The 14,349-nt window shown below is 67.3% G+C and carries 9 protein-coding genes; 6 read left to right on the forward strand and 3 right to left on the reverse strand.

The genetic code is table 11. The annotated features are described in order from the left end of the window. Nucleotides 1-36 precede the first annotated feature (36 nt). The 5 genes from HLH21_RS03060 (at nt 37) to HLH21_RS03080 (ending at nt 9,453) form a co-directional block, all read left to right on the forward strand. Nucleotides 37-705, forward strand: a complete 669-nt coding sequence (locus HLH21_RS03060) for an SGNH/GDSL hydrolase family protein (RefSeq protein WP_182941105.1) — start codon at nt 37-39, stop codon at nt 703-705. A gap of 89 nt (nt 706-794) precedes the next feature. Next, nucleotides 795-1,955, forward strand: coding sequence for an acyltransferase family protein (locus HLH21_RS03065; protein WP_182941108.1), 1,161 nt, complete (start codon nt 795-797; stop codon nt 1,953-1,955). After that, nucleotides 1,945-5,769, forward strand: coding sequence for a cellulose biosynthesis protein BcsC (locus HLH21_RS03070; RefSeq protein ID WP_182941111.1), 3,825 nt, complete (start codon nt 1,945-1,947; stop codon nt 5,767-5,769). Before HLH21_RS03065 ends, HLH21_RS03070 begins: the two co-directional genes overlap by 11 nt. Before the next feature lie 14 nt (nt 5,770-5,783). Next, nucleotides 5,784-7,541, forward strand: coding sequence for an SGNH/GDSL hydrolase family protein (locus HLH21_RS03075; protein ID WP_182941114.1), 1,758 nt, complete (start codon nt 5,784-5,786; stop codon nt 7,539-7,541). A 169-nt stretch (nt 7,542-7,710) separates the two neighbouring features. Further along, on the forward strand, nt 7,711-9,453 hold the full coding sequence (locus tag HLH21_RS03080) for a putative bifunctional diguanylate cyclase/phosphodiesterase (protein WP_182941117.1): 1,743 nt from the start codon (nt 7,711-7,713) through the stop codon (nt 9,451-9,453). Nucleotides 9,454-9,460: 7 nt separating this feature from the next. On the opposite strand, the gene HLH21_RS03085 is transcribed toward HLH21_RS03080, so the two are convergent. Beyond that, a complete protein-coding gene (locus tag HLH21_RS03085) occupies nt 9,461-9,670 on the reverse strand; it encodes a hypothetical protein (protein ID WP_182941120.1) in 210 nt (69 codons plus the stop codon). Nucleotides 9,671-9,781: 111 nt separating this feature from the next. After that, on the reverse strand, nt 9,782-13,063 hold the full coding sequence (locus HLH21_RS03090) for an efflux RND transporter permease subunit (protein ID WP_182941123.1): 3,282 nt from the start codon (nt 13,061-13,063) through the stop codon (nt 9,782-9,784). Between the two features lie 209 nt (nt 13,064-13,272). On the opposite strand from HLH21_RS03090, the gene HLH21_RS03095 reads away from it, so the two are divergent. After that, complete coding sequence (locus tag HLH21_RS03095) at nt 13,273-13,725, forward strand: hypothetical protein (protein ID WP_220789647.1); 453 nt, start codon at nt 13,273-13,275, stop codon at nt 13,723-13,725. Between the two features lie 20 nt (nt 13,726-13,745). On the opposite strand, the gene HLH21_RS03100 is transcribed toward HLH21_RS03095, so the two are convergent. Then, nucleotides 13,746-14,261, reverse strand: a complete 516-nt coding sequence (locus tag HLH21_RS03100) for a hypothetical protein (RefSeq protein WP_182941126.1) — start codon at nt 14,259-14,261, stop codon at nt 13,746-13,748. Between the last annotated feature and the right edge of the window lie 88 nt (nt 14,262-14,349).

A 14,349-nucleotide genomic window follows, 5' to 3' on the forward strand; every position in this document is an offset into this window, starting at 1 on the left:
GCGGTTCGCCGGTATATGTAATCAGGAGAGTTGAGTATGAGTGCCCTTCTCGCGGGTCTGACATTGCTGATCGTCGGCGACAGCCATGTGACGTTCAAGGACTCGCTTCTATCCATCCTGCCGGATGAGCTGACCCGGCAGGGCGCCAGGGTCGTGGCCTATGGCGTCTGTTCGTCGCAGGCGGCGGACTGGGTCGTGCCCAACCCCAACAACGGCTGCGGCGCCGCCCAGCGGGTGGATGACGAACCGCTGGGGCCGCCGAACATGCAGCCGGCATCCCCGCCGCCGATCGCCTCGCTCATCGACAAATGGCATCCGAATGTCGTCATGGTGGTGCTGGGCGACACGATGGCGTCGTACGGCCAGGAGTCGTTTTCCAGGGAATGGGTCGACCAGCAGGTCAAGACCCTGACCTACACGATCGGCAAGACCGCGTGCATCTGGGTCGGTCCGACCTGGGGCCAGTACAGCCCGCGCTATGGCAAGACGGACGCGCGCGCGACCGAAATGGCCGCTTTCCTGAAGGGCGAGGTCGCGCCCTGCGCCTATATCGACGGCACCGCCCTGATGAAGCCGGGCACGGTCCAGACCATCGACGGCATTCACGCGACGCCGGCCAGCTACAAGGTCTGGGGCGACCTGATCGTCAACGCGACTGTCCCTCTGCTGCAAAAAGTGAAGGACGGCGGGACGCTGACGCCGTAAGGAATGCCGGGACGTCCACCCTCGGGCCGGACGTTCCATCGCCGCCTTGTCGTTTCTCCCCCTGATATCGCTACTGACGGAACACCGGTATGCTCGAGCGTTATACGGCGCCACCTGCGAAGACGTCCTGGAGGCAGCTTCTGCGGCGTGAATTCTTCCCCACGGACCGTCGGCGCGATATCGACGGGCTGCGGGGGCTGGCCGTTCTCATGGTCGTGCTGTTCCATGCCGGCTGGCTGCGCGGCGGCTTTGTCGGCGTGGACATCTTCGTTGTGATATCGGGCTATTTCATGGGCCGCTCGGCGCTCATGCAGCATCCCTTCAAGCCGGTGAATTTCGTCTGCCGGCGCCTCTATCGCCTGTTGCCCGCGCTGCTGTGCATGATCGCGCTGGTGTCGGCCGGCATGCTGTGGTGGGTCCTGCCGAGCGACCGCGCCGATATCGCCCTCAACGGCGCCTATGCGCTGGTCTATCTGTCGAATATCTGGGCATCGGGGCATGTCGGCTATTTCGAGGGGCAGAGCATCGCCTATCCGTTTCTGCACACATGGTCGCTGTCCCTGGAAATGCAGTTCTACGCCATCATTTTCCTCATGGCGCTGTTCCTGCCCTTCGTGCGGCACCGCAAATGGGCGATCTCGGCCATCTGCCTGCTGTCGTTCGTCTTCAGCATGCTCAGCCATCTGCACGGCGACACGCAGGGATATTACAATATCTTCGACCGGATGTGGCAGTTTTCGCTGGGGACGATGATCTGGATCCTGCCGCCGCTTCGCCTGTCCAGGGGGGCGGCGGCACTCGTCTTCGTCGCCGCCTATGCGATGCTGATCGGGGCCGCGCTGTTCTACAGGCTGGACTTCGCCTGCCCATCCTACATGTCCCTGTTCCCATGCCTGGCCGTCGTCGCGCTGATTATGCTGCCGCAGACGGGCCTCGCGCGGATCGGGCTGGTGCCCCTGTCGCCGGTGGGGGTGATCTCCTATTCGATCTATCTGTGGCACTGGCCCGGAATCGTCGTCGCGAACTACCTGATGGCGTTCCAGGTCCATGGCTGGACGATGGCGGCCGTGCTGGGCGTCGTCATGGTCGTCAGCCTGCTCAGCTACCTGTTCGTCGAGCGGGTGGGGCTGGAGTACGAGAAGACGGCCCGCCAGGGCGCGCGGGTCCGGGGGGCCGGTGTCCTGGTGGGGGCCTGCACGGTTCTGGCGCTGGCCCTGTTTTCAATCTCGGCCGTGTCCAGTGTCCACTAGGCATTATCCCGGCGGCCTGCGGGCGCATGCGTGCGGGGCGACGATGCTGGGCGGGCTGCTCAGCGGGGGACTGATGCTGGGCGGACTGGTGGTGGGTACGCCGGCCTTTGCCCAGGTCGTGCCGCCGCCTGGCATCCAGCCTGTCGCCCTGTCGTCCGACGAGGCGCGGCGCGCACATGCGGCGTCCATCCTCGACCTGGTGCTGGAGGAAGGACATTACTGGATCGACGCGCGCCAGCCCGACAAGGCGCTGGGCAGCATCCAGCGGGCGCTCGCCATCCAGCCCGGCAATGAGGACGCGCTGACGATGCTGGGGATCGTCCAGGTCAATAGCGGGGACCTGGCCGGCGCCCGCGCCACGTTGGACCGCCTGGTCAAGGCGGGCGGCAGCGCGGAGCTGGTGGCGCGCCTGCGCGCGGCGCTGCGGTTCGGCCCGGTCGACCCCAGGGGGCTGGAGGAAGCACGCCGCCTTGCCGGGACGGGCAACATGCTGGCGGCGATGCTCCATTACCGTGACCTGTTTCACAACGGCGACCCTCCGCCGGGGCTGGCGCTGGAATATTACCGTGTCCTGGGCGGCACCATCCTGGGATATAACGAGGCCCGCACCAAGCTGACGGCGCTGGTCGCCGGCAGCCCGCATGATCTGGACGCGCGCCTGACGCTGGCGCAGATCCTGACCTATCGCGACGTCACGCGCGCGGCCGGACTGGCGCAACTGCGCCAACTGGCGCTGGGCAACGCCCCGCCGGTCATTCGTGCGCTGGCGGTACGGGCGTGGCGGGATACGTTGTCATGGCTGCCGATCGTCGGCGCCAGCATCCCGATTTACATGGACTGGCTGGCGCTGCACCCCGATGACGCCATGGTGCTCGGCCGGCTGGAGAAGGCGCGGGCAACCCAGGCGATCATCGACGAGGGGAACGACCGGACCGAAGGCTATGTCCTGTTGACCCATGGGCGGCTGGACGCGGCCAGCGCGGCGTTCCAGCGCGCCCAGGCCGTCAACCCGCAGGATGCCGACGTGCTGGGCGGGCTGGGCCTGGTGGCCCAGCGGCGCCGGCAGCCGGGGGTGGCGCGTGGATATTTCCGCCGGGCGATCGCGGCGGATGCGGCGCGCGCGCCGCACTGGCGCGCCGCGATCAGGAACCTGGACGCGGTCGGCCAGAACGATCCTGAAATCGTCCGGATCACCCATCTGATGGCCGAGGGCCAGTATGACGCGGCGCGTGCCGCCCTGGCCCGTCTTGCGACACGGCCCGAAATGGCGCTGGCCGTTCTGATGATGGAAGGCGGCCTGGACCGGCGGCAGGGGCGCACCGCCGAGGCCGAGCGGATCTATCGCGAGGTGCTGCGTCGCCGCCCGCGTGACCCGGACGCCATGTTCAACCTGGCCGATCTGCTGTTCCAGCGGGGTCAGGGTGACGAGGCCCGGGTCCTGATGGCCCGCCTCGGGACGGAACGGCCGGCGCTGCTGCCGCGGCTGGAGGCGGCCGACGACATGGATCGCGCCGCCCATGCCGGCACCGACGCCGAGCGGATCGGCTTCCTGCGCCAGGCGCTGGACCGGGTGCCGGGCGATCCGTGGCTGAGCCTGAGCCTGGCGCAGGCCCTGTACCGCGACGGCCGGACGCGGGAGGCCCGCGACCTGATGGCCGGCCTGACGCAGGACGTCCATGCGCCGGCGGCCAATCTTCAGGCGGGGATCATCTTTGCCATGTCCGGTCACGATATCGACCGGGCGGAACAGTTGATCGCCCGCCTGCCGCCCGCGGCGGACACGGCCGACATGACGCGCATCATGCGGCAGATCGCCCTGTACCGGCAGATCAGGACCCTGCCGCCGCACGACATGCGGTCGATCCTTGTCCTGGCGGACCAGCCCGACCCTACGGGCGATCGCGCGGCGATCCTGGTGAACGCGCTGCTGGACGGGCATGATACGGGCAGCGCGCGCTGGGTCGTGGCGCATGAGGCCGCGATTACCCCATCCCCCCGGCCGACCCAGCGGCTGGCCTATGCCGGCCTGTCCCTGCGGCTGCAATCGGTCGGCGACACGCAGCGGTTTCTGGACGAGTACGACCGCCTGGTACGCGCGCAGGCAGCCCCGCCCACGGCGGACGAGGCCCAGGCGCGCGAGGATGTCGCGGTCGGCCTGGCGGTGCTGAAGACCGACCGTCTGATCGGACAGAAACAGCCGGACCAGGCTTACGGCGTCATCGCGCCCGTGGTCGCGGCGCACCCCGATGCCGCGCGGGCGTGGCTGGCGCTGGGACGGGTCTATCAGGCGCAGGGCAAATCCGACCTGGCGCTGCACACCGATCAGGACGCCCTGCACCGGCGGCCGGAGAGTGTGGAGGCGATGGCCGCCGTCGCGCTGGATGCGCTGGCCCTGAACGATCGTCCCCTGGCGCGGGAGATGGCACGGCAACTGACGGCGCGTGACCCCGACAATGTCGTCACATGGCAGGTGCGCGCCGAGAACGACCGGGCCGAAGGGCGCGACAGGCAGCAGCTTGCGGACCTCGAACGGGCGCGCGACCTGCAATGCCGCACCGGGGCCGACGCCGATTGCGGCGCGGAGGCGGTCCGGCAGCCGGATTATCGCTGGCCCGATATCGACGCCGGGTACGACCCCCAGCGTGGCGCGCCCCTGCCGGCCAGTTACCACTACCTGCCGCAGGACGAGCAGACGGCGGCGGTGAACCGGCGGATCGTCTATGTGCGCGACTCCCTCTCGCCGCAGATCGACGCCAATGCCTATGTCAGAAGCCGCCTGGGCAGCGGCGGGCTGGGGCAGCTGACCGAGCTGGCCTTCCCGATGACGGGAACGCTCCCTTTTTCGTCTTGGCTGCAGCGCATGAGTTTCTCGGTGACGCCGGTCGCGCTGTTCACCGGCGATCCGTTGCGGAACACCGATACGGCGCGTCAGTTCGGCACCGTTCTGGTCAACGGCGCGCCGGCGTCGGCCCATCATCATGAATATGTCAGCGGGGCCGGGCTGGACCTACGCTATGTCGATAACTGGTTCTCGGCCGATGTGGGATCGACCCCGCTGGGTTTCCCGATCGCCAATGTCCTGGGCGGAGTCGAATTCGCCCCGCACCTGACACCCAACCTGACCCTGCGGATCACCGGCGGCCGCCGCATGGTGACGGACAGCGAACTGTCCTATGCCGGGATGCGGGACCCGGGGACGGGGCGGATCTGGGGCGGGGTGACGCGGCTGAGCGGTCATGGCGCCCTGGAATGGGCGACGCCGGTATGGAACCTGTATGCCGGCGGCGGCTTCGCGTATCTCAGCGGCACCCATGTCGTCGACAATACCGAAGTCGAGGCCGGCCTGGGCGGCAGCGCGACGGTCTGGCAGATGGATCAGCGCCAGCGTCTGCGGGTGGGCGTCAACCTGACATACTTCGGCTACAAGCGGAACAGCTACGTCTTCACCTGGGGGCAGGGCGGATATTTCTCGCCGCAATCCTATTACGCGATCATGCCCACGGTCGAATATTCCGGCCATATCGACAGGTGGACGTGGTTCCTGCGCGGCGAGGGCGGGTATCAGAACTACCACGATGCATCCGCGCCGTACTATCCGCTGAATGACGGGTTGCAACAGACATCAATGACGACGCCGCCGAACATGTTCGGCAAGCAGGGCGCAAGCGGCGTGGCCGGCACCGGTCGGGCGCGGGTGGCCTACCAGGTCAATCCCCAACTGAGATTGGGCCTGGAGGGCGGATATACCCGCGCCGGAAGCTGGTCGGAGGCCAGCGGCATGCTGCTGCTGCATTATGTATTCGACGGCCAGTGAAGGAAGGCGTCCGCATGTCCATCCTGAAATCCCGCGCGGGGAACAAGGTCGGTCGGCAACAGGCACGGGCCGCGACCGTCGCTTGGCATGCCGCCCTGCTTGGCCTGTCCGTCGCCGGCGGCGGGGCGGCGTACGCGGCGGCGCCGGCCTGCCCGCCGGACGGCGGGCCGCGATCGGCCATCTGCATTCCCGCCGGCGACGCGGCGGCGGCTGGTCTCGATCGTGCCCCGACGGTGCGCGATGACGCCGGCGCCGGCTATGCCGAGGGCGATCTGTGGCAGGCATGGGGGCAGGTCTGGCGCGCCGCGTCGGTCCAGGTAGGGGCCGCCCGGTGGGTGGCGCTGAAGACCGGGCGCCCGGGGGACGCCTTCGGCGCGCATACGGTGTTCGCCGGCGGGCCGATGCAGATGGTTACGGGATATTCCGGACCGGCGCTTGATCTTGCCATCCTGGTGTCCGGCCAGCGTCGCGGGCGCACCATCGCCATTCGTCCGGACGGCACGTTCGACAGCGGGGCGCTCGACGCGGCCCTGGCGGAGAAGGACCCCGGCACGGACGCGATCGTCATGCGGATCTACGACCAGTCCGGGCACGGCAACCATCTGACGGCCGTTTCCGGGCGGGAGGTCGTGCATATCGGCATCATCCGGATCGCCGGGCGCGATGCGATCTCGTGGGGCGAGGGAAACGGTCCGGGCGGCTTCGTGATTCCCGACAGTCTGAAGGTCCCGGCGAATGGTTTCTTCTTCGGCACCACGGGGGTCTATGCCTCGTCCAACACCGCGTCGGGGGCCTTTCCGGTTCCCGTGCTGCTGGGGGGGCGGAATGGCGGGCCGGAGTTCAAGATCTTCACGGGCAGCTATACGCTCGACGGGTTCGTGCATCTGGCCGATCGGAACAGCCCGGACCAGAAGACCGGCCTGGTCGTGACCAACAGCCCGGCGGCCTTCGGCGTGGCCGCGGGGCCCGGCGGGTATGACCTGATGTCGGGAAACGCCGTCAGCGCCTGGCGGGCCGCCGTACCGTCCGGCACGCTGGCGGGCGGCTATGTCGGCTATAATGCCGATGGCGGAAGCTGGTATTCCCAGGGGCGCAATACCGGCCAGTGGACGGGCATCGTCATCGCGGATGGCGGCCTGTCCGATACCGCCCTGCGCGATTTTCACGCTTCGGCGGCGGCGTCGGGCAATTTCATGCCCCAGCTCAAATCCGTCCTGGTCGCCATCGGCGACAGCCGCACCGAAGGGTACCGAGTTCAAGACGGCATCAACTGGCCCCTGCTGATGCAGCGGAAAGGCCGTTACCAGAGCTATAATTTTGCCGTGTCGGGCGCCACTACCCGACAGATGCGCGCGGCCCTGCCGGCCGCCGCCGCCGTGGCGCGGGGGGCCGCGACGCGCGTGGCGGTCATCTTCGGCGGCTTCAACGATCATCTCGAAACGAATCATATTCCGCTGGCCGAGACCATCGCGAATCTCGGAATGATCGCGAAAAACCTGAAGACTTACGGTTTCACCGTCGCGATCGTGGACGAGGCGAACACGTACGGCGCGCTGAGGCAGTCCATCAGGGACGCCGTGCGGAACGGCGCGATTCCCGCGGACATGGAACTGGACCCGTTTGCGCCGGACCAGCCGTTGTACAGCGTGGAAAACCACACGTACTGGCAGGGCGACGATACCCATCCCACGGCGCAGGGGCAGGCGCTGCTGGCGGATGCGATATGGGCGAAGGTCGGGCCGCTTCTGATGCGCGCGCCCAACGGGAAATGAGGCCGTGCCATGCGGGGCCATGACGGAATGTCTTCCGCGCGCGGTCCCAGGCACTATTGCGAAAATAAACTGAAATATCCGTCTGTTTTACATGAAATATATAACGGCGCGGCGCTGCGCCGCTGGCGCGACATTGCCCGGCGGGCGCCAACGGGCGGGATATAAAACGATGTCTGATACCTCCAACGAACTATCCGGCCCGACGTCGCATGATGCCGCCCTTCTGGCGGACGTCGTCGATGATATTCTTATCGTGGCGATGACGGATGTCGATGGGGTGATTACCTATGTGAATGACCGATTTTGCGCTATCAGCAAATACGGCAGGCACGAACTTCTGGGCGCCACGCATGCCATCGTCAATTCGGGCTATCACGATCCCGAATTTTTCCGCGACATGTACAAGACTCTCCAATCGGGGCGGACATGGCGCGGCAATATCCGGAACCGGGCGAAGGACGGGTCGTGTTATTGGGTTGCGACGACGATCGTCCCCAGGACAGGCGCTGACGGTCGGATCGACGGCTATATCGCGATGCGATTCGATATCACGGAACTGATGCTGACACGCATGCGGCTGGGAAGCCTCGCGGTGACCGATTCCCTGACCGGCCTTGTGAATCGGGCCGGGTTTCACGACAGGATGACCGGCGCCCTGCGCCGTGCGGCGAGGGGCGACAGTGCCGGGGCGTGCCTTGTCATGTTCGACCTGGACGGATTCAAGCATGTCAACGACAGCCATGGTCACGACGCCGGCGACAGGGTGCTGCGGACGATCGCGACGCGCCTGACCGGCCTTGTCGACCCGTCCGACACGATATGCCGCCTCGGCGGCGACGAATTCGCGCTGATTCTCGACAAGACGGTGCAATCGACCGTGCGGGACCAGGTAATGGAGCAGATCCTCGCGGTGATCGAACAGCCGGTCGATCTGGGGATGGGCGTCGTCATGTTGTCGGGCAGCCTGGGTGTGCTGCCGCTGGCCGGATATGACTCGGTCGAGGAAGCCCAGAAACATGCCGATCTGGCCTTGTATGCCGCCAAGCGCGCGGGCGGCAGGCAGGTCCGGCTGTTCGGGCCGGACCTGCGCCGGGCGATCGTCACGCGGTCGCAAACGCTGTCCGACGCCAAGCATGGCGTCGCGGCCGACGAATTCGAAACGTATTTCCAGCCGATTCTGACCTGCGGCACCGGGCAGATCAATGAGGTCGAGGCCCTGCTGCGCTGGCACCATCCCCGGCGGGGCCTGCTGCCCGCGTCGTCCTTTGATGACGCCCTGGCGGATTCCCAGTTCATGTCGGCCATTGTCGCCCGCATGATACGATCGCTGGTGTCAGCACTGCACTGTTTCCGGGCGCATGCGATGTCGGTGCGTCTCCTGGGGATCAATCTGTCGCGTTTCGATCTTCTGGGGACCGAACTGCAGAAAGGACTGCTTGCCGAGATCGGCGCGCACGGCCTGGCCACCGGGGATTTCGTCCTGGAAATTCCGTCATGGTCGGTCTTCGGTCGCCGGGCCAATCGCGCGACCGACCGCATTCGCGAACTGGCGGCGGCAGGGTTCCGGATTGCGATAGACGGTTTCGGCGATGGGCCGACGGATTTTCGGCTGCTGCGGACGCTTCCCGTCTCGCAGATCAAGCTGGCCCAGTGCTTCGCGCGCGGCCTGGCGGACCGGCCCGATGCGCGTGACGTGCTCAAGAGCCTGATCGACCTTGGACATGCCTGCGGGATGACAGTCTGCGTCAAGGGCATAGAGACCGCGCGGGAGGCGGACATCGCCGTCAGCCTCGGGGCGGACCGGCTTCAGGGTTTTCTGGTCTCCCATCCGCTCAGTATCGACGACGCGGTTGCCCTGGTGAACGCCTGGCCGCCGCCGGACCGGGCCGCGCCGGCAGACCGCCCGTCCTGAAAGCCCCTTATCGTCCCAGGTGATGCAGGGCCACGACAAGGGCGAACAGGCCGCCCCACAGGACCAGCGACAGGACGAAGCCGATGCAGACCCCCCGGATTACGGCGTCCCTGGGAACCCGGCGGGACGCGGGCGGCGGGCCTGCGCGAACATCTGCCTGGGCATCCTGCGCGTCCTGGGCCGGGCGTCGCGCCAGCACCGGGGTCAGTTCCGTCACCTGTCATGTCCTCCGGAGAGGGTCGCCGCGATGTGACGGGCCCGCGCGGCAACCAATGGAATGGCCGGTAAATCTATCAGTCCCGTGTCGGGGTGCACTATAATTTATCTTTCATTTCCCTTCTTGCGACCCGGCGAGATCGTGTGGATGCCTGTCCGACTGGAAATAGCGGTGCGCCAACAGGGCGATCCGGTCCAGACAGAGATAGACGACGGGCGTGGTGAACAGGGTCAGGGCCTGGCTGACCGCCAGCCCGCCGATGATGGCGATGCCCAGCGGCCGCCGCAGTTCCGATCCGTACCCATGTCCCAGCACCAGCGGCAACGCGCCCAGCGCCGCCGCGAAACTCGTCATCATGATCGGGCGGAATCGCAGCAGGCAGGCCTGGTGGATCGCCTCCGTGGGGGGCAGGCGATGGGTGCGCTCGGCGTCGATCGCGAAATCGACCAGCATGATCGCGTTTTTCTTCACGATGCCGATCAGCAGGATCACCCCGATCATCGCCATCAGCGAAAATTGCTCGCCGAAGGCCCACAGCGCCAGCAGGGCGCCGACACCGGCCGAGGGCAGGGTGGACAGGATCGTCAGCGGATGGACATAGCTTTCGTACAGGATGCCCAGCGTCATGTAGACCGCCGCCAGCGCCGCCAGGATCAGCAGCGGCTCGCTGCTGGACGAGCTTTGCAGTTGCGCGGCGTTACCGGAAAAGGCGCCATGGATGCTTGGCGGCGGATGAAGCCGGCGGACCGTATCGTCGACGACCTGCATCGCACGGCCCAGCGGGACGCCGGTGGGCAGGTTGAACGAAATGGTGGCGGCGACGGCCTGGCCTTCGTGATTGATCGCAAGTGGGGTCAGGCCCGGTGTGGTCCGGGCGACCAGCGGCAGCGGGACCATGGTCTCGGCGGCGGTGGACACCGCCGATCCGGTCGAGGTGGACCGACCGCCGGCCAGCGTGTTCGCGATCTGGTTGCGGAAAGATTGCGCGCTCAACGCCGCATCCGCCGTTCCCGCCGTCGTGGCGCGGACGCGGATGGTGTTGGCCTGCGTGCCGCCCCGGGGGCTGCCGCCGGCAACGCTGACCCAGACCTGTCGCAGGGAGGACGGGTCCTGCCAGAAGCGGGGTTCGACCTCCATCACCACGCGATACTGGTTCATGCCGTTATAGATGATCGACGCCGCCCGCTGGCCGTAGGCGTCGTACAGCGTGTTGGACACCAGTTGCGGCGTGATCTGCATCCGCGCGCCGCTGTCGCGGTCGATCCCGATATTCTGGGTGTGCCCCCCCAGCAGGACATCCGACGAGACGTCCATCAACTCGGGACGGGCCGACAGCGCGGTCACCAGCTTCTGCGTCCAGACGTACAGTTCGGCCGGGCTGCTGTCGTCCTGCAAGGTATATTGGTACGCGGCGTTGCTGGGCCGGGCGCCGACCCGGATCGCCCCGCGCTGCAGGGCATAGAACCGCGCGCCGGTCATGTCGCGCAGGCGGGCATTGAGATGCGTGATGGTGGTCGAGGGCGGATCGGCGCGTTGTGACTTGTCCGTCAGGCGGATGAAGATGTTGCCCTGGTTCGACGATCCCCGTCCGCCCAGAAACCCCGCGACCCCCGCCACGTCGGGGTCGCGCAGCAGGGCGGCCTGGGTCTGGTCCATCTTCTGTTCCATCGCCTGGAACGAAATCGCCTGGTCCCCCATCAGCCGGCCCAGCAGCATGCCGGTATCCTCGTCGGGGAACAGGCCCTGGGGCATATGGGTATAGACCAGCACCGTCAGCCCGATCGTGGCCGGCAGCGACGCCAGCATGATCGCGCGATGGGCCAGCGCCCAGTCCAGGCAGCGTGCGTAGGCGCCCAGCATGGCGGCATGCGCGGCCTCCAGCCGGCGGGCCAGGCGTCCGGGGGCGGGGCCGGCCGCGCGGCCGACCCCGCGGGCGCACAGCATCGGCGTCAGGCTCAATGACAGGGCCAGCGACACGCCCAGCGTGACCGACACCGTCATGGCGAATTCGTGGAACAGGCGTCCGGCGATGCCCCCCATCAGCAGGATCGGCAGGAACACGGCGATCAGCGACAGGGTGATGGACGTCACGGTGAACGCCACCTCGGCCGCGCCCCGCAGCGCGGCTTCGAACGGCGGCAGGCCGTCCTCGACATGGCGGGTGATGTTTTCCAGCACGACGATGGCGTCATCGACGACGAAGCCGGTCGAGATGGTCAGCGCCATCAGCGACATGTTGTCCAGCGAATAGCCCAGCACGCTGATGACGCCCAGCGTGCCCATGATCGACGCCGGAATGACGATGGCCGGGATCATGGTGGCGCGCAGCGTGCCGAGGAACAGCAGCACCGTCGCCACCACCAGGACGACCGACAGGATCAGGGTCCGGCGGGTGTCGGCCAGCGAGGCGCGGATGGTCAGCGACCGGTCCATGAGGGTCTGCACCGCAATCCCGGCCGGCAGGGTCGCCTGCATGTAAGGCAGTTCGGTGTGGATCCGGTCCAGCGCCTGCACGACGTTCGCCCCGGCCTGCATGAAGACCTGCACGACGATGGCCGGCTTGCGGTTGTAATAGCCGGCATTGCGGAGGTCCTCGACCCCGTCGGTGATCGTGGCCACATCCGCCAGGCGGACCGGGCGGCCGTTGCGCCAGGCAAGGACCAGGTCGCGATAGGCCTGGGCGTTGCGGGCCTGGTCGTTGGTCTCCAGCGTCATGCGCCGGCCGTCCTGGTCGATGAAGCCCTTGGGCGTATGGGCGTTGGCCGAGGCCAGGGCCGCGCGCACGTCCTCGAACCCGATGCCGTACTTGTACAGCGGCAGGGGATTCATCTCGACCCGCACGGCGGGCAGGGCGCTGCCGCTGACCTGGACCAGCCCGACGCCCCTGACCTGCGACAGGCGGGGCAGGATGAGGTTGGACGCCTGGTCGTAGACCTGTGCCAGCGGCCATGTGTCCGAGGTCAGGGCCAGGATCAGGGCGGGCGGATCGTTCGGGTTGGCCTTGGAGTAGCTGGGGTTCTGGCGAAGCGTCGTCGGCAGGTCGGCGCGTGCCGCCTGGATCGCGGCCGCCACGTCGCGGGCCGCGCCGTTGATGTCGCGCGACAGCGCGAACTGCAACGTCATGCGTAACTGGCCCTGGCTGGATTGCGACGTCATTTCCGTCAGGTCGGCAATCTGGCCCAGATGCCGCTCCAGCGGTTCGGCGATGGAACTGGCGATCTGTTCGGGCGATCCGCCGGGTTGCTGGGCCTGGACCTGGATCACCGGGAAGTCGATGTTCGGCAGGTCCGCCACCGGCAGCGTCAGGTAGCCGACGACGCCGCACAGGACGCACGCCAGGGCCAGCAGCGTCGTCGCCACCGGCCGGCGGATGAACAGGCCGGTTATATTCATGCGTGGCGCCTTGCGGCGCGATGGGACGTGATGTCTTCCATGGGCCGATGGTTCGCGCCTGGCATGGGCGCGTCCAGTGGATATGGCCTAAATTATTCCCAATACCAGCCGGCCGGGCTGCAAGTGCTCCGTGGTCCGGCGGACGCGTTGCTCTTCACAACGCGGTCGAACGGTGTATTCCCTCGGCCTGTCTCGTCGCCGGAGCCCTCATGACGTCGCCGCCTGCCGCCCTATCCCCCTTCGCCTCGGATGATGCGATCGCCGCGATCGGTCGCGGGCTGCTGGACCGCACCCTGCCGAAGGAGGCATGGACCCATGCCGCCCATTTCGCCGCCACGTTCTGGCTTCTGCGGACGCGGCCCGACATGGATCTGCCGCGCGAGATGCCCGGCCTGATTCGCGCCTACAACCTGGCGCTCGGCGGGACGAATACCGACAGCAGCGGGTATCACGAAACGATCACCCAGGCCTCGATCCGGGCCGCGCGCGCGATGCTGGCCGAGCACCCGTCCCGCCCGCTGCCGGCCATCTGCGCCGCGCTGATGGCCTCGCCGTTCGGCCGCAGCGACTGGCTGCTGACCTACTGGACGCGGCCGGTCCTGTTTTCGGTCGCCGCGCGGCGCGAGTGGTGCGCGCCGGATATCCGGGACCTGCCCTTCTGACAGTCGCGCCGCGTTGGGGATCAGCGCAGGAAGACCTTCGGCACGCCTTCGCTGTTCAGGCACGACATGACGATCACCCCGGTCCACAGCGCCAGCGAGGCCGCCGCGACCAGCCGCGCCTGTGTCGTGCCGGCGGGCTGGCCGCCCAGCGCGGCCACATAGACCCTGCGGTGCGAGAAAGCGACCAGGCCCATGGCCATGGCGATCAGCAGCAGCTTCGGCGTCAGGTAGCTGCGGCTGCCGATACGGACCGGATCGTAGAAAAACAGCGCAACGCCGGTGACCATCGCGACGGCGAACAGGGCATGGATCCACGGCACGATCAGCCGGGACACCGCCGCCAGGGCCTGCCGGCCGCCATGCCGGAACAGCGCCGCATCGAGCACCAGGTCGATGCCGAAGAAGCCGGCCATGCTTATCATGTGCGCCGTTCGGACCAGGTAATGGACGGGTTGCATCCAGTAATGGTACATTCGGCTGTCGAGCATGGTCAGCACGGCGTAGGGCAGGCGCATGAACGCCAGGGGGTGGGACATCTTCATCTTCCGCGTCGTCGGTTCCGTTGCTGGATAGCATAGCAACTTAACAGTGCGAAGCAGTCGCATTAGCTGTTACGACGATTTT

It is taken from the genome of Gluconacetobacter johannae (assembly GCF_014174305.1).
GTDB lineage: Bacteria > Pseudomonadota > Alphaproteobacteria > Acetobacterales > Acetobacteraceae > Gluconacetobacter > Gluconacetobacter johannae.